20 protein-coding genes are annotated in these 22,945 nt (G+C 42.8%); 18 read left to right on the forward strand and 2 right to left on the reverse strand.

Going from position 1 to position 22,945, the window contains the following annotated elements:
* Window positions 1-8 precede the first annotated feature (8 nt).
* Complete coding sequence (locus tag A1QO_RS05015) at window positions 9-1,790, reverse strand: sensor histidine kinase (protein ID WP_017038958.1); 1,782 nt, start codon at window positions 1,788-1,790, stop codon at window positions 9-11.
* A 545-nt stretch (window positions 1,791-2,335) separates the two neighbouring features.
* On the opposite strand from A1QO_RS05015, the gene tig reads away from it, so the two are divergent.
* The 13 genes from tig (at window position 2,336) to pyrF (ending at window position 16,539) form a co-directional block, all read left to right on the forward strand.
* Window positions 2,336-3,643 (forward strand): trigger factor, encoded by a 1,308-nt coding sequence (gene tig, locus A1QO_RS05020; protein ID WP_017033955.1) that lies wholly within the window; start codon window positions 2,336-2,338, stop codon window positions 3,641-3,643.
* 102 nt (window positions 3,644-3,745) lie between these two features.
* Window positions 3,746-4,372, forward strand: a complete 627-nt coding sequence (gene clpP, locus A1QO_RS05025; RefSeq protein WP_017033954.1) for an ATP-dependent Clp endopeptidase proteolytic subunit ClpP — start codon at window positions 3,746-3,748, stop codon at window positions 4,370-4,372.
* 81 nt (window positions 4,373-4,453) lie between these two features.
* Window positions 4,454-5,734, forward strand: coding sequence for an ATP-dependent protease ATP-binding subunit ClpX (gene clpX / locus A1QO_RS05030; protein ID WP_017033953.1), 1,281 nt, complete (start codon window positions 4,454-4,456; stop codon window positions 5,732-5,734).
* A 135-nt stretch (window positions 5,735-5,869) separates the two neighbouring features.
* Window positions 5,870-8,230, forward strand: a complete 2,361-nt coding sequence (gene lon / locus A1QO_RS05035) for an endopeptidase La (RefSeq protein WP_017033952.1) — start codon at window positions 5,870-5,872, stop codon at window positions 8,228-8,230.
* A gap of 181 nt (window positions 8,231-8,411) precedes the next feature.
* Complete coding sequence (locus A1QO_RS05040; RefSeq protein WP_017033951.1) at window positions 8,412-8,684, forward strand: HU family DNA-binding protein; 273 nt, start codon at window positions 8,412-8,414, stop codon at window positions 8,682-8,684.
* 174 nt (window positions 8,685-8,858) lie between these two features.
* On the forward strand, window positions 8,859-10,715 hold the full coding sequence (gene ppiD, locus A1QO_RS05045) for a peptidylprolyl isomerase (RefSeq protein WP_017041142.1): 1,857 nt from the start codon (window positions 8,859-8,861) through the stop codon (window positions 10,713-10,715).
* Between the two features lie 135 nt (window positions 10,716-10,850).
* Window positions 10,851-11,141, forward strand: a complete 291-nt coding sequence (locus A1QO_RS05050) for a ComEA family DNA-binding protein (protein WP_017038955.1) — start codon at window positions 10,851-10,853, stop codon at window positions 11,139-11,141.
* Window positions 11,142-11,304: 163 nt separating this feature from the next.
* Window positions 11,305-11,985, forward strand: coding sequence for a (d)CMP kinase (gene cmk / locus A1QO_RS05055; RefSeq protein WP_017038954.1), 681 nt, complete (start codon window positions 11,305-11,307; stop codon window positions 11,983-11,985).
* A gap of 109 nt (window positions 11,986-12,094) precedes the next feature.
* Window positions 12,095-13,765 (forward strand): 30S ribosomal protein S1, encoded by a 1,671-nt coding sequence (gene rpsA / locus A1QO_RS05060; RefSeq protein WP_017033720.1) that lies wholly within the window; start codon window positions 12,095-12,097, stop codon window positions 13,763-13,765.
* A 121-nt stretch (window positions 13,766-13,886) separates the two neighbouring features.
* The gene (gene ihfB, locus A1QO_RS05065; RefSeq protein ID WP_017033721.1) at window positions 13,887-14,168 is read left to right on the forward strand and encodes an integration host factor subunit beta; all 282 of its coding nucleotides are present in this window, start codon (window positions 13,887-13,889) and stop codon (window positions 14,166-14,168) included.
* Window positions 14,169-14,310: 142 nt separating this feature from the next.
* Window positions 14,311-14,586, forward strand: coding sequence for a LapA family protein (locus A1QO_RS05070; protein WP_017033722.1), 276 nt, complete (start codon window positions 14,311-14,313; stop codon window positions 14,584-14,586).
* An 18-nt stretch (window positions 14,587-14,604) separates the two neighbouring features.
* Window positions 14,605-15,774, forward strand: a complete 1,170-nt coding sequence (gene lapB / locus A1QO_RS05075; protein ID WP_017033723.1) for a lipopolysaccharide assembly protein LapB — start codon at window positions 14,605-14,607, stop codon at window positions 15,772-15,774.
* 69 nt (window positions 15,775-15,843) lie between these two features.
* Entirely contained in the window at window positions 15,844-16,539 is a 696-nt protein-coding gene (pyrF, locus tag A1QO_RS05080; RefSeq protein WP_017041143.1) for an orotidine-5'-phosphate decarboxylase, read from the forward strand.
* 163 nt (window positions 16,540-16,702) lie between these two features.
* On the opposite strand, the gene A1QO_RS05085 is transcribed toward pyrF, so the two are convergent.
* A complete protein-coding gene (locus tag A1QO_RS05085; RefSeq protein ID WP_017041144.1) occupies window positions 16,703-17,467 on the reverse strand; it encodes a hypothetical protein in 765 nt (254 codons plus the stop codon).
* 304 nt (window positions 17,468-17,771) lie between these two features.
* Between A1QO_RS05085 and cysB the strand changes: the two genes are divergently transcribed.
* The 5 genes from cysB (at window position 17,772) to A1QO_RS05110 (ending at window position 22,941) form a co-directional block, all read left to right on the forward strand.
* Window positions 17,772-18,746 (forward strand): HTH-type transcriptional regulator CysB, encoded by a 975-nt coding sequence (cysB, locus tag A1QO_RS05090; RefSeq protein ID WP_017033726.1) that lies wholly within the window; start codon window positions 17,772-17,774, stop codon window positions 18,744-18,746.
* Window positions 18,747-18,800: 54 nt separating this feature from the next.
* The gene (locus A1QO_RS05095) at window positions 18,801-19,994 is read left to right on the forward strand and encodes a methyltransferase (protein WP_017041145.1); all 1,194 of its coding nucleotides are present in this window, start codon (window positions 18,801-18,803) and stop codon (window positions 19,992-19,994) included.
* Window positions 19,995-20,153: 159 nt separating this feature from the next.
* On the forward strand, window positions 20,154-21,119 hold the full coding sequence (locus A1QO_RS05100; protein WP_017033728.1) for an ABC transporter substrate-binding protein: 966 nt from the start codon (window positions 20,154-20,156) through the stop codon (window positions 21,117-21,119).
* Between the two features lie 56 nt (window positions 21,120-21,175).
* Window positions 21,176-22,150 (forward strand): ABC transporter permease, encoded by a 975-nt coding sequence (locus A1QO_RS05105; RefSeq protein ID WP_017033729.1) that lies wholly within the window; start codon window positions 21,176-21,178, stop codon window positions 22,148-22,150.
* Window positions 22,147-22,941 (forward strand): ABC transporter ATP-binding protein, encoded by a 795-nt coding sequence (locus A1QO_RS05110; RefSeq protein ID WP_017033730.1) that lies wholly within the window; start codon window positions 22,147-22,149, stop codon window positions 22,939-22,941. Before A1QO_RS05105 ends, A1QO_RS05110 begins: the two co-directional genes overlap by 4 nt.
* Window positions 22,942-22,945: the final 4 nt, after the last annotated feature.

Here is a 22,945-nt window from a genome sequence, read left to right on the forward strand (position 1 = left end):
TCCCATTGCTATTTATGAGTTGCAATAGGTAATTTGACTGAAAAGCATGCACCACCGAGCTTGGACTGAGAATAGGTAAGCTTGCCCTTCATCCCCTCAATTATCTGATGTGAAATCGACAGCCCTAAACCAAGCCCATTTTTTTTGGTGGTATAGAAAGGGTCAAAGAGCTGCTTCTCCTGGTGAGGGCTTACGCCTTTGCCGCTATCTTCAATGGTAATGACTACCTCATTGTTTTGGCTAAAAGCACTGAGCAGTATGGTCTTGTTCTGCAGCCCTTCCATGGCTTGTATCGCGTTTGTTAACAAGTTCACCAGAACCTGCTCCAACTGAATTCGATTGATCTCTACCATGGGTAATTGAGACTCGATGGCTGTTGAAAAACTTACCATGTTTGACTTGATTTGAGGCGACATCAGTTCAGTTGAAGCGTCAATCACAGAGGTAACATGTGTGATTGATTGATCCGTGGTCTCTGTTTTTCTGGCGTAAGACTTCAGTTGTTCACTGATTTTAGCCATGCGTTCGGTTAAGGCAGAGATTCGAATTAAATTATCGTTCACTCTGTCGAACTTCTGTTTCTCTAAAAAACGCTTTCCATTGTCGGCAAAACTTCGAATAGCGGCCAAGGGATTATTGAGTTCATGGCTGATGCTGGCGGACATTTGTCCTAATACAGCGAGCTTCGCCGCCTGAATCAATTCTTCTTGCGTTTGTCTCAGCGCCTTTTCGGTTTGCATTCGCTCGCCAATTTCCGCATGTAACTCGGCAGTGCGAGTCATGACTTGAAATTCAAGCCTTTGCTTGGCTTCCATTTGAACTTGTTCTAATTGGCGATGTTTAAGCTTGCGATTCAACAATAATAAAATAGTCAGATATGCAACACTCAGAACCAGAGTGAGGATGCCAATAAACACAAAAGAACTCCAAACCAAGATGCGCTGAGGAGTGAGCACACGAATGGTTAAGGGGAGCTGTGATAACTTTCGAGAAGAATAAAAATAGCTATCTAATAATCGGTCTTTGTTAGGGCTAATCAGTTTTCCTTGAGCAGCAGAAACATCATTGCTGAAACCTAAAGAACGAATGTCGGTATCGAGGTACTGCTGGCTGCCTTTGATTCTCACTCTTTGAGCTTCACTTAATGTAGTTAAACTTTTGAACAGCCAATCAGGTTGGTTTGACATAAAAATCACGTTGTCAGGGTCTGTCACTACAAAAAAGTCTTGTTTTCCGCGCCAGCTTTCTTCTATGAGTGATAAATCCATTTTGACAACCGTCACCCCGATCACTTCGGCAGCCACGGTAATCGGATACGAGTAGTAGTAACCTCGTTGACCTGATGTAGAACCTAGAGCGAAGTAGCGGCTGGTGTTTCCTTCTAACGCTTCTTGAAAATAAGGACGCCATGCGAAATTTCGACCCACAAAGGTGCGTGACATATTCCAATTGCTCGCGGCAATGGTTGTGCCGTTTCGATCGATAAGATACGTGTCTGCCGCCTGAATCACAGAATTTACTTGTTCTAGGTATCGGTTAGTGACTTCAATTTGTGCACTGTTAGCCGGGGCAAGCAGTGCATCTCTCAGCTCTTGGTCTTTTGATAGTAACTGAGGAATATGGTCGTATTTATCTAACTTGGAGGTGATATATTCAGAAAATCGGTCCAGCTGTGTTTGGTGGACAGCGTAGATATCCTGTTTTTGTAGATCCCAAACCAGTTTCGTTCCAATCACGGTACAAAAAACAAAGATAATGATGAAACCAATATTTAAATGCTTAATGGTCAACCTGTTGCCCCTTCATCCGATACCTTTCTAGATTAAATGTTGGGTGGGAATTGGACGTAAAAAGTTGCGAAATATGTGTGATAAAACAGGAGCAAGATCTCTTTTTAGTACTTTTACCAAAAAATTAGCGTGAGTCTCTTGAAAACTCATCCCTAGCCCCCACTTTTATTCTGAGGTGGTTTTCCAATGGTGGAAATTAAAGCAGTCAGTCACGAAATTAGACTTATGCATCATCCTATCGTAATGAACGACTCGACAGTCTGGACTTCGCTCGATAGAATGCTGCGTCTAAAATTTTGTCTTGAGACTAATAGGAGATACCTTCGTTTTGTAGAGACAAGTGGGAACGATTTATCGTCGTCACTTTTAGCCACGAATAGTCAAGAAGATATCACTGATTAGTCCAATACTAGAGGTTTCTAGTATTGATGCTCAATTTAACTAAGCACGGCTTAACGTCGTATAAAGATGCAGTCAATCATAGATTATCTATGTTACTGGCTCACCAGCTCAGATACCTGAGCCATTTTTGAGGTTTAAAAATAATGCAAGTTACTGTTGAAACGCTAGAAGGCCTAGAGCGCCGTCTTAATATTACTGTTCCTGCTGCGAACATTGAAGATGCTGTTACTGCTGAACTGCGTAATATCGCTAAAAATCGTCGTTTCGATGGTTTCCGTAAAGGCAAAGTGCCTATGAAAATGGTAGCGAAAATGTACGGACAGGCAGTTCGTCAAGACGTACTAGGTGAAGTGATGCAGCGTCACTTTATCGAAGCTATCGTTAAAGAGAAGACAAATCCTGCTGGCGCACCTACTTTTGCTCCAGTAGAAAACAAAGCAGGCGAAGACCTAGTATTCACTGCTACTTTTGAAGTTTACCCAGAAGTTGAGTTGAAAGGTCTAGAGAGCATCACTGTTGAAAAACCTGCAGTTGAAGTTAAAGACGGCGACGTAGAAGAAATGATCGACACTCTACGTAAGCAGCAAGCGACTTGGGCTGAAGTGGATTCTGCAGCGGAAGAAGGCACTCGTGCAACGATCGATTTCGTTGGTTCTATCGATGGCGAAGAGTTTGAAGGCGGTAAAGCTGAAAACTTCCCTCTAGAAATGGGCGCTGGTCGTATGATTCCAGGTTTTGAAGATGGTATCACTGGTAAAACAGCCGGTACAGAATTTGAAATTGACGTGAACTTCCCAGAAGATTACCACGCTGAAAACCTAAAAGGTAAAGCAGCGAAATTTGCTATCAAAGTAAACAAAGTTGAAGCTCGTGAACTACCAGAAATCAACGATGAGTTTGTGGCTAAGTTTGGTGTTGCTGAAGGCGGTGTTGATGCACTTAAAGCGGAAGTTCGCAAGAACATGGAACGTGAGCTTAAGCAAGCAGTTAAGAACCGTATCAAAGAGCAAGCGATTGACGGCCTTGTTGAGCAAAACGACATCGACGTTCCTGTTGCTCTAATTGACCAAGAGATCGTTGGCCTACGTCAACAAGCGGCTCAACGCTTTGGCGGTAACCCAGAAGCGGCAGAGCAACTTCCACGTGAATTGTTCGAAGAGCAAGCTAAACGTCGCGTAGTGGTTGGTCTTCTTCTAGGTGAAGTGATCAAGTCTGAAGAGCTAAAAGCTGACGATGAAAAAGTGAAAGCTATCATCGAAGAAATGGCGACAGCATACGAAGATCCATCTGAAGTCGTTGCATACTACGAGCAGAACGAACAAATGATGAACAACATGCGCAACGTAGCTCTAGAAGAGCAAGCGATTGATGCCATCATTGCTAAAGCTCAGGTTACTGAAAAGGAAGTTGGCTTTAACGAGCTAATGAACCAACAGCAACCAGCTCAATAAGCAATATATTGTGTAGGTAGTTGACTAAACGTGAACTATTCTGCTAACAATGGTCCGTATGATACTTATCATCCGGACCATTTATTTTAGGGACATAAGAATATGAGCTACCAAGAACAAAATGCAATGTCACCGATTCTAAGCGCTTTAGTGCCAATGGTTGTTGAACAAACTTCCCGTGGCGAGCGTTCTTATGATATTTATTCACGCTTACTGAAAGAACGTATTATCTTTTTGACGGGTCAAGTGGAAGACCAAATGGCAAACCTTGTGGTTGCTCAACTGTTGTTCCTTGAATCAGAAAACCCAGACAAAGATATCTTTCTCTATATTAACTCGCCAGGTGGTAGTGTCACTGCGGGTATGTCGATCTACGACACGATGCAGTACATTAAGCCAAACGTCAGCACCGTATGTATGGGACAAGCATGTTCTATGGGTGCGTTCTTACTGGCAGGCGGTGCTCCGGGTAAGCGTCATGTATTGCCTAACTCTCGTGTGATGATTCACCAGCCATTAGGCGGCTTCCAAGGCCAAGCGTCTGATATCCAAATTCATGCGCAAGAAATTCTAACAATTAAGCAAAAGTTAAATAAATTGCTCGCTGAACATACCGGCCAACCGCTAGAAGTGGTTGAACGTGACACTGATCGTGATAACTTCATGTCAGCGGATCAAGCAGTAGAATACGGCTTAGTTGATTCTGTATTGACAAGAAATGCTGAGTGATTTAATCAAAATTGTTTCACGCATTTCGAGTAGATTTGATATACACTCAAACATAAAGAGTAAAGGCTAAGAGGTTAGCGAATGACAGATAAAAGCAAAGAGAGTGGTAGCAGTAAACTGCTTTACTGTTCTTTCTGTGGCAAAAGCCAGCACGAAGTTCGCAAGCTAATCGCAGGCCCTTCCGTTTACATCTGTGACGAATGTGTCGATTTATGTAACGACATTATTCGTGAAGAGATTAAGGATGTTCTTCCTAAGAAGCAATCTGAAGCGTTACCGACGCCGAGAGAGATTCGTGAACACCTTGATGATTATGTAATTGGCCAAGATTACGCGAAGAAAGTGCTAGCCGTGGCGGTATATAACCACTACAAGCGTTTACGTAACGGTGACACAACCAGCGAAGGTGTTGAGCTTGGTAAGAGTAATATCTTACTTATCGGCCCAACGGGTAGCGGTAAAACATTATTAGCAGAAACACTCGCTCGTTTCTTGGATGTGCCATTTACAATGGCAGATGCAACGACATTAACGGAAGCGGGTTATGTGGGTGAAGACGTAGAAAACATCATTCAAAAACTTCTGCAAAAATGTGATTATGATGTTGCTAAAGCGGAACGTGGCATCGTCTACATCGATGAAATTGATAAGATCTCTCGTAAAGCAGAGAACCCATCGATTACACGTGATGTTTCTGGTGAAGGTGTACAGCAAGCGTTGTTGAAGCTTGTTGAAGGTACCGTTGCTTCAGTGCCACCTCAAGGTGGTCGTAAGCACCCACAACAAGAATTCCTACAAGTTGATACTTCTAAGATCCTATTTATCTGTGGCGGCGCGTTCGCTGGATTGGATAAGGTCATAGAACAACGTGTTGAAACAGGCAGTGGTATTGGCTTTGGCGCAGATGTTCGCTCTAAAGACGAAACCAGAACCATCGGTGAGCTGTTTAAAAAAGTGGAACCAGAAGATTTGGTAAAATACGGTTTGATTCCGGAATTTATCGGTCGACTTCCTGTAACAACAACACTGACAGAGCTAGATGAAGAAGCATTGATTCAAATTCTATGTGAGCCAAAGAATGCACTAACTAAGCAGTATGGTGCGCTGTTTGACCTTGAAAATGTAGAATTGGAATTCCGAGAAGATGCACTTCGAGCGATTGCGAAAAAAGCAATGAACCGCAAAACGGGTGCTCGTGGTTTGCGTTCAATCTTAGAGGGTGTGCTTCTAGAAACGATGTACGAACTGCCATCAGTGAGCGATGTCAGTAAAGTGGTCATTGACGAAACCGTGATTAATGGAGAGTCTGAACCGCTGTTGATTTACAGCAACACAGACAATCAAGCGGCGGGCGCAGACTAACCCAACTAGGCATTTGTTTTAAAAGGAGGTAATCAATTACCTCCTTTTTTTATTCTGTTATTGAAACCACACCATTAGCCCCCATATAGTCATAAATAGTCATACGTTTAATGTTAAAGCGGAAGAGAGAATAATATGAACTTGGAGCGTTCCGAGCGTATCGAAATCCCCGTCCTACCTCTGCGAGATGTAGTTGTTTACCCTCACATGGTCATCCCGTTGTTTGTTGGTCGTGAAAAATCGATTAGTTGCTTAGAAGCGGCGATGGATAACAATAAACAAGTGTTATTGGTTGCCCAAAAACAAGCTGATAAAGACGAACCTGAGTTAGAGGACTTGTTTACTGTTGGTACTGTTGCCACAATTTTGCAACTTCTCAAACTACCAGATGGTACCGTAAAAGTCCTCGTTGAAGGCCAACAGCGCGCTAAAATAACTGAATTTAAAGAAAACGAATTCTTCCTTGCCGAGGCACAATTCCTAGAAACTCCGGATCTTGATGAGAAAGAGCAGGAAGTGGTTGTGCGCAGTGCAATTAATCAATTTGAAGGATTCATCAAGCTGAATAAAAAAATCCCACCAGAAGTGCTAACTTCTTTAAATGGGATCGACGAAGCGGCTCGTCTGGCGGATACCATTGCAGCCCACATGCCACTAAAGCTTGATGATAAACAACAAGTTTTAGAGATTCTTGATGTTATTCAGCGTCTAGAATTCTTAATGGGCCAAATGGAATCAGAAATCGACATTCTTCAAGTCGAGAAGCGTATTCGTGGTCGCGTTAAAAAACAGATGGAAAAGTCTCAGCGCGAGTACTATCTGAACGAACAAATGAAAGCCATCCAAAAAGAATTGGGTGAAACAGAAGATGGTGTTGATGAATTCGAAGTTCTTAAAAAGAAAATTGAGGATTCAAAAATGCCTCAGGAAGCACGAGAAAAGACAGAACAAGAACTGCAAAAGCTTAAAATGATGTCACCTATGTCTGCTGAGGCGACGGTTGTACGCAGTTATATTGATTGGATGGTAGGTGTGCCATGGACAAAGCGTTCGAAAGTTAAAAAGAACTTGGCGAAAGCCGAAGAAACGCTGAATGAAGATCATTATGGTTTAGAGCGTGTTAAAGAACGTATTTTGGAATATTTAGCGGTTCAAAATCGCATCAACAAGCTAAAAGGGCCTATTCTTTGTCTTGTTGGGCCTCCTGGTGTAGGTAAAACCTCTTTAGGGCGTTCAATTGCATCTGCTACAGGGCGTAAGTACACGCGTATGGCGCTTGGTGGTGTACGTGATGAAGCCGAGATCCGTGGTCACCGTCGAACGTATATTGGTTCATTACCGGGTAAACTCATCCAAAAAATGTCGAAAGTGGGCGTTAAAAACCCATTATTCCTATTGGATGAAATTGACAAAATGTCTTCAGACATGCGTGGTGATCCATCATCAGCACTGTTAGAAGTCTTGGATCCAGAGCAAAATAATGCTTTTAACGACCATTACCTAGAAGTTGACTATGACTTGTCGGATGTTATGTTCGTTGCCACTTCAAACTCAATGAATATTCCCGGCCCATTGCTCGACCGCATGGAAGTGATTCGCCTATCAGGTTACACCGAAGACGAAAAACTGAATATCGCTAAGCGACACTTGATTGATAAACAGATACAGCGTAATGGTTTAAAACCAAAAGAGATTACGATCGAAGATTCTGCAATCATTGGGATTATTCGTTACTACACGCGTGAAGCGGGTGTTCGTAGCCTCGAGAGAGAAATATCTAAGATTTGTCGTAAAGCGGTTAAGAACATCCTACTGGATAAAGATCTTAAGTCTGTTGTTGTTACCATGGACAATCTCAAAGACTACTTAGGTGTCCAGCGCTGTGATTTTGGCAAAGCCGATGATAGCAATCGTGTTGGTCAAGTCACTGGTTTGGCGTGGACTGAAGTGGGTGGTGATTTGCTAACCATTGAAACGGAGTCTATGCCGGGTAAAGGTAAACTTACCCAAACAGGTTCGTTGGGCGATGTGATGCAAGAATCGATTCAGGCCGCGATGACTGTCGTTCGTGCCAGAGCCGAAAAGTTAGGCATCAATCCTGATTTCTATGAGAAGCGGGATATTCATGTACATGTGCCGGAAGGAGCTACCCCTAAAGATGGCCCTAGTGCTGGTATCGCAATGTGTACAGCTTTAGTGTCAAGCTTGACGGGTAATCCAGTTAAAGCCGAAGTGGCAATGACAGGCGAAATTACACTGCGTGGTGAAGTTTTACCGATCGGTGGTTTAAAAGAGAAACTTTTAGCCGCTCATCGAGGAGGCATTACTACGGTATTGATTCCCAAAGATAATGAACGCGATTTGGAAGAGATTCCGGACAATGTTATTGCTGATCTCAAGGTGATTCCGGTTCAATGGATTGACGAAGTCCTGACCGTAGCCCTTGAAAGAGACCCTTCAGGGGTTACGTTGAACGCAGAAAAGAGTGATGTGTAGCAAAAATAAGTAAAAGAACACGCTGATTAGCTTAAAAATGCTTGTCAGCGTTTTTTTTGGGCGCTAACGTTATCCACTAAGGCTAAAGCCTGTTGTATCAAGGCTTCGGCTAAATTCAAAAACGTAAATGGAACGAAAGCTACCTACACAATAATAACAGGTAGCGCAAAGGGGAATCACAGTGAATAAGACACAATTAGTAGAAAATATTGCAGAGAAAGCGGACCTTTCAAAAGCTTCGGCAGGTCGTGCATTAGATGCGTTTATTGAAGCAGTAGGCGGTACTCTACAATCTGGTGACCAGGTTGCATTAGTTGGCTTTGGCACTTTCAGCGTTCGTACTCGTGCAGCACGCACTGGACGTAACCCTAAAACGGGTGAAGAAATTCAAATTGCAGAAGCAAAAGTACCAGCATTTAAAGCGGGTAAAGCACTTAAAGATGCTTGTAACTAAGCTCTTGTAAGCTTAGCTTTTGCAAAGTTAGCTTCTGAAAATTTCAGCAGTAGCTTTCATAGAATATGATATTTATGCGCATCCTACTGATGCGCATTTCTTTTTCTGGTATCATCACGCAAATAATTTTTTACTTCGAAGTGTTACGCTTCGTCTTTAGAGAGCAATTAAATTATGATGGAACGGTTTCGCGAAGGCGTGAATGGCCCTTTTGTTAAAATAGTCCTTGGGCTAATTATCCTTTCATTTGTTTTTGCTGGTGTAGGTAGCTATATCATCGGCGGAAATGCAAACTCAGCAGCAAAAGTTGGTAACGCGGAAATCACAAGAGGTGATTTTGAACAAGCGTATCAAAATGAGCGTAATCGCATGCAATCACAGCTTGGTGATTACTTCTCAAACATGCTAGCTGACCCTGCCTATGTAGAATCTTTTCGTAAGTCAGTTTTAGACCGAATGGTGAATGACTTATTGCTTGAGCAGCACGCTGAATCTCTTGGATTACGCGTTAGCGATGCACAAATTAGAACGATGATTCTAGAAATGCCCCAGTTTCAAAGTAATGGTCAGTTTGACCAAGATATCTATCAGACGGGTTTACGACGTGCTGGTTTCTCAGCGGAGAGCTTTGCTCAATATCTGCGCCGAGACTTAACTCGTAATCAATTACTTACCGCGCTTCAAAATAGTGACTTTTCACTCGATGGTGAAGTCAACGCGCAAAGTGAATTGATCATGCAGACCAGAGACATCAGAACTATCAAGCTTTCTGTTGCTGATATGGCGCGTAATATTGAATTGACCGAAGCGGAAATTGAAGCTTTCTACGATGAGAATTCTGTTCGTTATACTCGCCCAGAACAAGTGAAAGTAGGTTATGTCGAGTTGTCTGCACAGCAGCTAAAACAAAGTATTGAAGTCTCAGAGCCAGAACTCAAAAAGTACTACCAGGAGCACCTAGATAAGTACTCTACTGAAGAGCAGCGTAAAGTGAGTCATATCTTGGTTCAAGGTGAATTAGAAGCCGCTGAAAAGATACTTGCCGATCTAAAGTCAGGCGCTGATTTTGCTACTTTAGCTGAAGAGTTGTCACAGGACATTGGCAGTGCAGAAGAAGGTGGCTCACTCGGTTGGATTGAACGCGACGTGATGGATCCATCATTTGAAACGGCGGCTTTTGAACTTGCTAATGTTGGTGACATCTCTGAGGTGGTGACTTCTAATTTTGGTTATCACATCATTAAGCTTGATGAACTGAAAGATTCGGTTTCTCAGCCATTTGAAGCGGTTAAAGAAGACATATTGGCAGACCTTGTTGATCAAAAAGCAGTAGACGCTTTTTATGAGTTACAAAGCGAGTTTGAGCGAATCGCGTTTGAATATCCAGATTCTTTAGACGATGCTGCCGCCGCCGTTAGCCAGCCAATACAGGTAACCGACTTCATTTCTGCACAAGATGCACCAGAAATTCTTCGTTCATCAGCAGTAATGCAAGCTATTCTTAGTCCTGAAGTTATGGAAGATGGTCTAAACTCTGAGGTTATCGAAGTGTCACCAGAGCATGTTATTGTTGTTCGTGTCGATGATAGCCGTGAAGAAACGGTTTTACCGCTGAATGATGTTCGTGATCAAGTTGAAGCCCAACTGCGCCAGGTGAAGGGAGAGCAGGTGGCTATTGAACTGGCTGGTAACGTTCTTGAGGTATTATCTGTCAGTGATGAAAGCCAGTTGTCTGAGTACGATTTGCAGTTCTCTGAATCAACAAGCATTGATCGTAGAGCTCCACTTGCTGAAACCGTTTTTTCTATGGCTAAACCACTGGACGGGCAGGCTGTGTATGCTCAAGCGAAAGATTTTGAGGGTAATATCGTTATCGTTGCTCTTGATAAGGTTGATGTAAACGTAGATACGCAGTTCGCTTCGCAAGTCGATGCTCAACTCGTACAATTGAGTAATCAACAAGATCTTTCGGGTATCTTGAGTATCTTGAGAGAGAACACGGATATCGATTATTTCATAGTGGGTCAGTAGCTGATTTCTATGTAATTGATAATTTTATAAAAATGGGCCGCTAATGCGGCCCGTTTGTTTTTGTGGTGTCGCCTTGGCATTGGAATCATTGACTAGATAGGATGATTTTGGTCAACCCACATAGGAAACACAATCATGTTTATAAAATCCATCATTTTATCCATACTACTTGCCATATTTCCATTTACCCAAGCAGTGGCTTCTGATTCCGCAAAATACGAAGGCATTGAAGTCACCGTCAATATTAATCAAGCCCCGGCAGAAGAGCTCGCGACGTTACTTATCGGCGTAGGTTTAAAGAAAGCGCAAGCCATTGTTGATTACCGTTCAGAGTATGGCGAGTTCAAAGCGATTGATGATCTCGTCAAGGTTAAAGGGATTGGGACTTCAATTTTGGATAAAAACCGAACGCGTATCTTATTGTAAATTTTTGGCTACGTTTGGAAAGCGCACCAAGCGTAGCCGCTTTCCTCATTTTCTTCTCGAAAAGTCTAATCGTAACTAGAACCAAAGTGGTAATAGCATTATAATTTTTCGTCATAAAAAGCGACGTTCAAATTGCTTACGATAAACTAACGTGGAGTAAAACATGCCTCTTGAAACACCAGTGATCACCGTCGACGGTCCTAGCGGAGCCGGAAAAGGTACCCTTTGTATGTTATTGGCTGACAAGTTAGGTTACCAACTGCTCGACTCTGGTGCTATTTATCGTGTGCTAGCACTGGCTGCGATTCATCACGGCTTGGATACTGAGTCTGAAGATGTTCTGGTTCCCCTTGCTACACATCTGGATGTTCAATTTATTGCTGAAGGTGATCTGGTTAAGGTTATTTTAGAAGGCGAAGACGTCTCACATGAACTTCGCAAGGAAGAAACCGGCATGGCGGCTTCAAAAGTGGCTGCGTTACCGCGAGTACGCGAAGCTTTGTTAAGACGCCAGCGAGCGTTTGCTGAAGGTAAAGGCTTAGTCGCTGATGGTCGAGATATGGGAACCGTTGTTTTCCCAAATGCTACAGCCAAAATATTTCTTGATGCGAGTGCCCACGAGAGAGCGAATAGACGCCTTAAACAGTTGCAAGATAAAGGTTTAGATGTTAAGTTTGGCGACCTTTTAAGCGAGATTCAAGAACGTGACGACAGAGACCGCAACCGTGCTGTTGCTCCTTTACGTCCGGCTGAAGACGCGCTATTGCTTGACTCGACCTCAATGAATATTGACGAAGTCGTAGAAACAGCAATGAAATATATAGAATCTAAATTGGCTGAGTAGTCTATACTCAGTCAGCTGAGAACGTTGGTCGCAAGGATGATGACTGGCGAATTTATCAACCCCATGCGGTAGGATACCCATGGACGTTTAATTAATTGAAGATTAAATAATGACTGAATCTTTTGCTCAACTCTTTGAAGAGTTTCTATCTGAAACTGAATTCCAACAAGGTAGTATCGTTAAAGGTACTGTTGTAGCTATCGAGAACGGTTTCGTTCTTGTTGATGCTGGCCTTAAGTCTGAATCTGCTATCCCTGCTGAACAATTCAAAAACGCTGCTGGCGAACTTGAAGTTGAAGTTGGCGCTGAAGTAGACGTTGCTCTAGACGCTGTTGAAGATGGTTTCGGTGAAACTCAACTTTCTCGCGAGAAAGCTAAGCGTCACGAAGCGTGGATCGTTCTTGAGAAAGCTTACGAAGAAGCTGAAACTGTTGTTGGTATCATCAATGGTAAAGTTAAAGGCGGTTTCACTGTTGAACTAAACGGTATCCGTGCTTTCCTTCCAGGCTCTCTTGTAGACGTACGTCCTATCCGTGACACTGCTCACCTAGAAAACAAAGAGCTAGAGTTCAAAGTTATTAAACTTGACCAGAAGCGCAACAACGTTGTTGTTTCTCGCCGTGCTGTTATCGAATCTGAAAACAGTGTTGAGCGTGATGAGCTTCTTGAAACTCTACAAGAAGGTTCTGAAGTTAAAGGTATCGTTAAGAACCTTACTGACTACGGTGCTTTCGTTGATCTTGGCGGTGTTGACGGTCTTCTACATATCACAGATATGGCGTGGAAACGTGTTAAGCACCCATCAGAGATCGTTAACGTAGGTGACGAGATCCAAGTTAAAGTTCTTAAGTTTGACCGTGAGCGCACTCGTGTATCACTAGGTCTTAAGCAACTTGGCGAAGATCCATGGGTAGCAATCGCTAAGCGTTACCCAGAAGGTCACAAGCTTTCTGGTCGTGTTACTAACCTAACTGACTACGGCTGCTTCGTTGAAATCGAAGAAGGCGTTGAAGGTCTAGTACACGTTTCTGAAATGGATTGGACTAACAAGAACATCCACCCATCTAAAGTTGTTAATGTTGGCGACGAAGTTGAGGTTATGGTTCTTGAGATTGACGAAGAACGTCGTCGTATCTCTCTAGGTCTGAAACAGTGTAAAGCTAACCCATGGCAGTCATTCGCTGAAGCGCAAGCTAAAGGCGATAAAGTTACTGGTAAGATCAAGTCTATCACTGACTTCGGTATCTTTATCGGTCTTGACGGCGGCATCGATGGTCTAGTACACCTATCTGACATTTCTTGGAACGCAACTGGCGAAGACGCTGTTCGTGAATACAAGAAAGGCGATGAAATCTCTGCAGTAGTTCTAGCAGTAGATGCAGAACGTGAGCGTATTTCTCTTGGCGTTAAGCAAATGGAAAATGACCCGTTCAATGCATATGTTGCTGATACTAAGAAAGGCACTCTAGTAAACGGTACTGTAACTGCAGTTGACGCTAAAGGCGCGACTGTTGAGCTTGTAGATGGCGTAGAAGGTTACATCCGCGCTTCTGAAGTTTCACGTGACCGTATCGAAGATGCATCTCTAATCCTAAGCGTTGGTGACAGCGTTGAAACTAAGTTCACTGGTGTAGACCGTAAGAACCGCGTAATCAACCTATCTATCAAAGCTAAAGATGAAGCTGAAGAGCAAGAAGCAATGGCTTCACTGAACAAGTCTGAAGACGGCGGGTTCGGTAATGCTATGGCTGACGCATTCAAAGCTGCGAAAGGCGAATAATAGCTTCTCGTTAAGAGAACAATAGCTATATAGCTAAGAAAGGAACCGAAAGGTTCCTTTTTTTTTGCTAATTTTTTCGATAGGTCTATAATTTCTAAAAAGAATGCCAACGAGGAATATTATGACTAAGTCAGAATTGATAGAAAGACTCTGTTCTGAGCAAACACATTTGTCTGCGAAAGAAATAGAAGATGCTGTAAAAGATATACTAGAACATATGGCTACAACTCTAGAAAGTGGCGATAGAATTGAGATCCGTGGTTTTGGTAGCTTCTCGTTACATTACAGAGAGCCGCGCGTAGGTCGTAATCCAAAGACTGGCGATAAAGTAGAGTTAGAGGGTAAATTTGTTCCTCACTTTAAACCGGGTAAAGAATTACGTGAGCGCGTTAACGTATCTTAATCAGTAAATTATAGTTTTGTTAAGAAACGGCCAGCTTCCCAGTTAGCCGTTTTTTTATAGGCAGAATGTTCATAATAGGCGTGGTTTGTAAGCCAATTTTCCTGCATAATCGTACCTGCTATAAATATTGGGGTAATGGATTATGAAAATAATAAAAATCGTTGTAGTACTTGCTCTGTTCCTTATTGCTTTAGCTTTAGGATCCCAAAACCAAGCTGTTGTTACTTTTAACTACCTTTTAGCGCAAGGTGACTTTCACCTATCGACATTACTCGGTAGTGTTTTTGTAGCTGGATTCTCCTTGGCTTGGTTGATATTTGGCAGTCTTCACTTTAAATCCCAGCTTCAGGTTCGTAAGTTGAATAAGAAGCTTAAAAAATCAACGACTGAAACTTCACCTATTCAGTCAAAAGTATAAAACGGTAGACTTTCCTAGATGTTAGAAATCCTTTTCTTGCTATTACCAATTGCCGCTGCCTACGGGTGGTACATGGGTAATCGTAGCGCCCAGCAAGAAAAACAGAAGCACTCTAACCAGATTTCTCGCCAATATGTCACAGGCCTAAACTTACTTCTATCTGACCAATCAGATAAAGCGGTCGATCATTTTATCGAGCTGCTGCAAGTAGACGACAATACTATTGATACGCACCTCGCACTCGGTAACTTGTTTCGTTCAAGAGGGGAGGTGGACCGCGCTATTCGGATTCACCAAAATCTTATCTCCCGTTCTGGTCTAACTATCGATCAGAAGAATATCGCTCTTCAGCAGCTTGCTAAAGACTATATGGTGTCTGGTTTTTTAGATAGAGCTGAAAAGATTTTTGAGCAACTGACAGAAGAGCCTGATCATAGAGAAGCCGCACTTCAACAGTTGGTCGCGATCTACCAACAAACGAGAGAGTGGGCCAAGGCGATTCATCTCGCAGGCTTATTGGTTAAACTTGGTAAGCCTAGAATACATAAGTCCATTGCTCATTTTTGGTGTGAGTTAGCAATCCAAGAAAAGCAAGATGGCAACGTAGGTAAGTCCATTCAATATTATCATAAGGCTTTAATCGAAGACCCAAAGTGTGTTAGAGCAAGTATTTTACTGGGTAAGCAGTATTTAGAGTCGGAAGAATACCAGAAAACAGTTGAGCACTTAGAGAATGTGCTCGATCAGGACAGTGACTTCGTGAGCGAGGCCTTACCAATATTGGCTGACTGCTACTATCATCTTGGCAATGAAAATGGACTGGTAGAGTTTTTAAGGCGTTGTATTTCAAAGAAATCTGGAGTGTCTGCTGAGTTAATGTTAGCTCAATTGGTTGCCAAACATGAAGGCACTGCTTCCGCTCAAGATCTTCTGACTCGTCAGTTGTTAAAAAACCCGACGATGAAAGGTTTTTATCGTTTGATGGATTACCATTTAGCGAATGCTGAGGAAGGGAGAGCCAAGGAAAGCCTGAGCACGTTACAGAAATTAGTTGGTGAGCAGTTAAAGTTAAAACCTCATTATCGATGCCGAAAGTGCGGTTTTTCAACACACTCAATGCATTGGCATTGCCCTTCATGTAAAGGCTGGGGAGTGATCAAACCGATCAGAGGTTTAGACGGAGAATAGTATATGCAGCTTGTTTGAGCTGCATTTTTTTAGTTTTAATTTATACATTGTGAATTGTTAGGAGAAGAAATGAACGACCAACAAGTGATCGTTGCGCTTGATTATGACAAGCAAACAGATGCGTTAGCCTTTGTCGATAAAATTGATCCAGCATCTTGTCGCCTTAAAGTAGGCAAAGAAATGTTCACTTTATTTGGCCCAGACTTTGTGCGCGAGTTGCATAAACGTGGCTTCTCTGTATTTTTGGATTTGAAGTTCCACGACATTCCCAACACCTGTTCGAAAGCAGTAAGAGCTGCGGCTGAATTGGGCGTTTGGATGGTCAATGTTCATGCGAGCGGCGGTGAGAGAATGATGACAGCCTCGCGTGAAATCCTAGAGCCTTACGGGAAAGATCGTCCATTGCTGATTGGCGTAACCGTTTTGACCAGCATGGAGCAAGCTGATTTATCCGGAATCGGTTTAAATATAACGCCACAAGAGCAGGTTATTCGATTAGCTACGCTAACGAAGAATTCGGGGCTCGACGGTGTGGTATGTTCAGCTCAAGAGGCCTCCTTGCTGAAAGAAGAGCTTGGTCAATCCTTTAAGTTAGTAACACCAGGTATTAGACCTGTAGGAGCCTCTGTGGGTGATCAGAAGCGAATTATGACACCTGTCGATGCCATTGAGGCTGGTTCGGATTATCTTGTTATTGGAAGACCGATTACTCAAGCGCCGGCCCCTGCACTCGTGCTGACTGAAATTAACAAAACTCTAGTGTAAGTCGTCGAGTGTGTTATCGAGATGACAATCAGGCTGCATAATGCGGCCTTTTTACTGGATAAAAACATCATGTACAAAAAAGTCGCATCATAATGCGACTTTTTTGAACTCATTTAAAAATGTAATTGCTGTAAACGTACTTGCTTTGAACGTAATAGCTTGATTACCATTTTTTCTTCTGGCCAAACAGAGCTTCCATATCGTCTTCTTTTTCTCTTTCTTCGATACCTTGTAAATCTTCCGCATTTTTGTTTTGTCGTTTCTGTTCGAGATCGTTAAACATACCTTCTAGCTTTTCTCTAGCTTGGTTTGAGTAGGCATCATTTTTCGAGCTTAAGGCATCAATCCCTTTTTTCAAGAGTTGCAGTGCTGTTCCTGGCTGGCCACGAACTATCGAGTCGTTAGCTCGCTTAATCACATTCTCGATATTAATTCTGACTTGAATGGTTTCTAGTCGTGCATTCTCTGCAACAAAAGCTTGCGTTTCAAAACGCCCTTTGTTGTGTTCACTACGCACGGTATCTCGTAGTCTTTTCACTAACTTCAGCATGACTATGGCTTGTTTGTCACTGCTTGGTACCTTAAATGTTGTACTGTCACCACCTTGATAATTTTCTTTCAATTGAGTGATTTGCTGCTTCATGTTTTCAAGCCGTTGAGCAAGCTGTTTATTTTTAGGATCTAACTCTAACATGTTTTGAAGTGAGTCAAGAATTCGATTATTCAAGCAGACCAAAAGGTCTTTACTGAAAGGTATATGGTGTGCATTACCAATGAGATCTTCCGTCGCATCAATGATCGCAATATAACGAGCCGATTCTTGTTTCTTGGCGGTTTCTACTTTGACCTTGTATTGCAACATGATGTTATAACCAAGAACCAATACCAATAAGACAGCTACGAGAGCAATAATTAATCCAATATTCATAAATTCCATATCTTTGTGTTTTGGATGGTTAGCTTTTTAGGATACACCATCTGGATAACATTCGGCACCACAATGTCGAGCTTTTTATTATCACTGTTTGTCATTTTATTATTAACCAAAAGTTTGAATTAGCACAGTAATATGAGTGTTAGCCTGCAAAAATCGTTATTGTGCACTGCGGCAGGGGAATCAACAGTATCCATGCTTCAATTTTTCTATCAATTATACGTCATTAACGTTATAACTAATAATTATAAACTATTACTGCCCACTGTGCCGTCGGCAAGGATTTCGAGGACATAAAATGAAACTACAACAGCTAAAATATATTGTTGAAGTTGTAAATCATAACCTAAATGTATCTGCGACAGCAGAAAGTTTGTATACGTCGCAACCGGGTATTAGTAAGCAAGTACGTTTACTTGAAGATGAATTGGGTATCGAAATATTTGAACGCAGTGGGAAACATTTAACACAAGTAACACCAGCTGGTATCGACATAATCCGTATTTCTCAAGAAATTTTATCTCGGGTAGAGAGTATAAAAGCGGTAGCCGGTGAGCATACGCATCCTGAGAAAGGGACATTAAACATCTCGACAACTCATACGCAAGCTCGCTATGCGTTGCCGGAAGTGATTAAAGGGTTTACCACCCGTTATCCTAAAGTTTCTTTACATATGCACCAAGGCACTCCGAGCCAAATGTCGGAAGCTATTGCGAAAGGAACCGCTAATTTCGCCATAGCAACTGAAGCACTCCACTTATATCAAGACGCAATTATGCTTCCTTGTTACCATTGGAACCGTTCTATTGTTGTTACAAAAGATCACCCACTGGCATCAAAGAAGAACGTCACGATTCACGATTTAGCTAAGTATTCCTTAGTAACCTATGTTTTTGGCTTTACGGGTCGTTCTGAGTTGGATACAGCCTTTAATGCTGAAGGGTTGACGCCTAAAGTCGTCTTTACAGCAACCGATGCAGATGTGATTAAAACGTACGTCAGAATGGGCGTTGGGGTTGGGGTCATTGCTAGCATGGCCATTGATAAAAACACTGACGGTGATTTAATTGCAATAGATGCCAGTCATATATTTGGTGCCAGTACAACCAGTATCGGTTTTCGTCGGGGAACGTTTTTGCGTACTTATATGTATGACTTTATGGAAAGGTTTGCACCTCACTTAACTCGCCCTGTGGTAGAGCGTGCGATATCACTTAAATCAAATACGGAAATAGAAGAAATGTTTAAAGATATTGATCTCCCGGTTCGTTAATCTCTTTCTAATAGATAGACTTCCCCTTACACTGTATTGAGATAAGAGAAAGTCATGAACAACACTTTTCATATACTTGACCAGTTTCTGTGTTCGAACGAACCTTTTTGGCGATTTGAACCTTTCCACCAAAGCTTTGATGAGCCGTACCCTTGGTGCGAATCTCATCCTGGTCTGTCTGCTTGGCTAGATAGCCTCACCATAGAGCAGATAGAGCACTTTAAGCTTTCACCAAACAGTCTAGCTGAGCCGCTTTATTCTTATTTTCCTGCATTAAGAGAGGTGAATAAACGCATTGACTTACCACTCAATAGTGAGCAGGCAATAGCGGTAGAGCCCCATTTATATAACGGCATTCCAGGTAGGAAACTGAATCAAATACTGTCAATGGGGTATGCGTCGGCGAAATTGCACAAAGGCAGTGAGTGGTTGGAGTGGTGCTCAGGTAAAGGCTATTTAGGACGGATTTTGGCCTCGACAACAGGGGAGAAAGTCACCAGTTTTGAATTTCAACAATCACTTTGTCTCGCAGGGCAGGAATGTGCTGATCATTTAGAACTTCCTATGACATTTGTTCAAGGCGATGCGTTAACTGATGAGTCTTTAGCTTATATTAATTCCAATCAACATGCTGTTGCTCTCCATGCTTGTGGGGATTTACACGTCAGCCTTCTTAGTAAGGCAGCAGCAATGAATTTGCCAGCGGTGACGATTTCTCCTTGTTGCTATCACTTAATTGGTTCAGATCGATATCAGCCAATGTCACAGTTGGCACAATCCTCTCCATTGGCGCTTAATAAGCAAGAGTTACGTATCCCTTTGCTTGAAACGGTGACGGGCGGAGAAAGAGTTAAGCGGCATCGCTTTCTCGAAATGTCTTACCGTTTGAGCTTTGATGTGATGTTACGTGAACTTAAGCTGACAACTACTTATATACCAATACCGAGTGTTAAAAAATCACAACTCTCTCTAGGCTTTGAAGCATTTTGTTACTGGGCTGCGAGTCAAAAGAGCATTGAACTGCCTAATGTTGATTTCAATCGCTTTTTGGAGCTCGGAATACAACGTTTTTGGCACATGGAGCGTTTGAGTTTGGTTCAACAAGCATTTCGGCGTCCATTAGAGTTATGGCTTGTGCTTGATAAAGCTCTATTTCTAGAACAGCATGGCTATCAGGTAACGCTCTCTCAATTTTGTTCACGCGAAACGACCCCCAGGAATATCCTACTGCATGCCTATCGAGACTAATCTGTCCTTATGTCTCTTTTTTGTTGATTTATTGTTAATGCGTTCTTCCCTTTGTTTTAAGTAACTGGTACTAATATTGAGTGTGTACGATAAATGCACAACAACAATAATAACCCAACACAACATTGACTACTAAGTTGCTTAAATCAAGGAGTTAAGATGAAGGCAAGTAAAATTCTAGCGACGGCTATCATTGCAAGTACAGCGTTACTTTCATCAGCCAGTATCATGGCAAAAACAGCTAAAGTTGCAGTATCACAGATTGTCGAACACCCAGCATTAGATGCTACCCGCCAAGGATTATTAGATGGCTTAAAAGCAAAAGGCTATGAAGAAGGAAAAAATTTAGAGTTTGATTATAAAACTGCGCAAGGTAATCCAGCTATAGCCGTGCAAATAGCAAGGCAGTTTATAGGCGAAAATCCAGATGTCTTAGTCGGTATTGCCACACCTACCGCTCAAGCGCTGGTCGCCGCGACGCGAAATATTCCTATCGTATTTACGGCTGTGACCGACCCAGTTGGTGCAAAGTTGGTTAAAACGCTTGAAAAACCAGGAAAAAATGTTACTGGCCTTTCTGATCTGTCACCGATCAATCAACATGTAGAGCTGATCAAAGAAATCTTACCAGAAGCAAAATCCATTGGCGTTGTTTATAACCCTGGTGAAGCGAACGCCGTAACATTAGTTGAGTTACTTAAAGAGAGCGCGAAAGCACAAGGGTTAGAGGTTATTGAGGCGACTGCACTAAAAAGTGCTGATGTTCAGTCTGCGACTCAAGCGATCGCTGCAAAATCTGATGTTCTCTACGCACCAACAGATAATACCGTTGCAAGTGCAATTGAAGGGATGATTCTTGCTGCTAATCAAGCAAAAACACCAGTATTAGGTGGAGCGACCTCTTACGTAGAGAAAGGTGCAATAGCAAGCTTGGGTTTTGATTACTATCAAGTGGGTTACCAGACTGCGGATTACGTAGTTGCAATTTTGGAAGGAAGCAAGCCTGGTGATCTTGATGTGAAAATAGCAAAAGGTTCCGATTTAGTCGTGAATCCCGCGGCGGCCAAAAAGATCGGCATAGCGATTCCACAGTCAGTACTTGACCGCGCAACAAGCGTAAAATAACTCTGTGATACAGCCAGTAATCGGATTACTGGCTTAGCAGTACAAAGGGAGTTGTTATGTCTGCTTTTGCTTTTTTTGGGGCCCTAGAGATCGGGCTTTTGTACGGTCTTGTGGCGTTAGGTGTTTACCTAACTTTCAGAGTTCTTGATTTTCCAGACCTTAGTGTCGATGGTAGTTTCCCAATGGGAGCCGCAGTTGCAGCGACGGCTATCGTTGCTGGAATAAACCCTTGGCTTGCCACTGCAATGGCGATTGTCGCTGGTGCGGCAACAGGGTGGGTCACTGCTTTTCTAGCCGTTCGATGCGGTATTCTTCATTTACTTGCTTCCATCTTGACGATGATTGCTGCTTTTTCGATTAACATTCGAATCATGGGCCGTCCTAACATGTCTTTACTGGGAGAAGATACCATTCTCACGCCGTTTGAAGCGCTTGGCGATTCACTCTACATCCGCCCATTAGTTGTTGGTTTGCTTGTTCTTATCTCCGCTTGGGGAGTGGTAAGGCTATTAAACAGTGATTTTGGCCTTGGATTGAGAGCAACAGGGGTGAACTCGCGAATGGTCTCGGCGCAGGGCGGTAGCACGTCCTTTTACACCTATTTCGGGTTGGCTTTGTCTAACGGCTTTGTTGGCTTCTCTGGCGCTTTGTTTGCGCAAACGAATAGCTTTGCTGATGTCACCTCGGGTGTTGGTACCATCGTTGTTGGCTTAGCCGCCGTTATTTTGGGACAAACGTTAATCCCTGGGCGAAAAATTTGGGTTGCCGTGATCGCAGTCATTGTCGGCTCGGTGTTATATCGTTTGGCTGTTGCCTTTGCGTTAAGTAGTGGAATGTTTGGATTGCAGGCTTCGGATCTGAACTTAGTCACGGCAGTTCTTGTCGCCATAGCCCTCATTGCGCCTAAAATAAAAGGGAACATGAAGTCAAAAAAGCCGAGTAAACCTGCAGGGAGTCAGGTGAGCATGAATTCTAAAGTTAATCCGAAGCAAAACTCTCAAACGGACAGTGAGTCAGGAGAAGCAGTATGATTCGGTTAGAAGACATTCAAGTGACATTTAACCCAGGAACAATATTGGAAAACCGAGCACTGAGAGGCGTTAACTTAGAGGTCCCTGAACACCAATTTTTAACGGTTATTGGTTCTAATGGGGCAGGGAAGTCAACCTTACTCGGTGCTGTGACTGGCGAGACACCTATGGTCGGTGGTCGGGTCATTATCGATGAGCTTGATGTGACGAAAAAAACGGTGGATCAAAGAGCAAAGCAATGTGCTCGTGTATTCCAAGATCCACTCGCGGGGACATGTGCTGATTTAACCATTGAAGAAAATATGGCACTGGCGTATATGCGTGGTAAGAGACGAGGATGGAATTTGTCGTTGTCTTCGAACCGGCGAAAGCTTTTTCAAGAGCGCATTAGCATTCTTGGGCTTGGTCTTGAAGATCGCTTGAGTGATCACATTGGGTTATTGTCTGGGGGGCAACGTCAGGCGGTAAGCTTGGTAATGGCAACACTGTCAGACAGTAAGTTGCTACTATTAGATGAACATACCGCAGCACTGGATCCTCGTATGGCGGCTTTTGTCATCGATTTAACTAAAACCATTGTTCGAGAGTTTAATCTGACCGTTATGATGGTGACTCATTCGATGAAAGATGCCCTAGCCTGCGGAGATCGAACTGTTATGCTGCACCAAGGTGAGATAGTATTGGATGTTTCAGGCGAACAGCGTGCTAATATGAAAGTACCTGATTTACTAGAGATGTTTAGTAAAGTCCGTGGTGAAGAGCTCGCTGATGACAGCTTATTGTTGAACTAATGCT

Source organism: Vibrio genomosp. F10 str. ZF-129 (assembly GCF_000287055.2).
Taxonomy (GTDB): Bacteria; Pseudomonadota; Gammaproteobacteria; order Enterobacterales; family Vibrionaceae; genus Vibrio.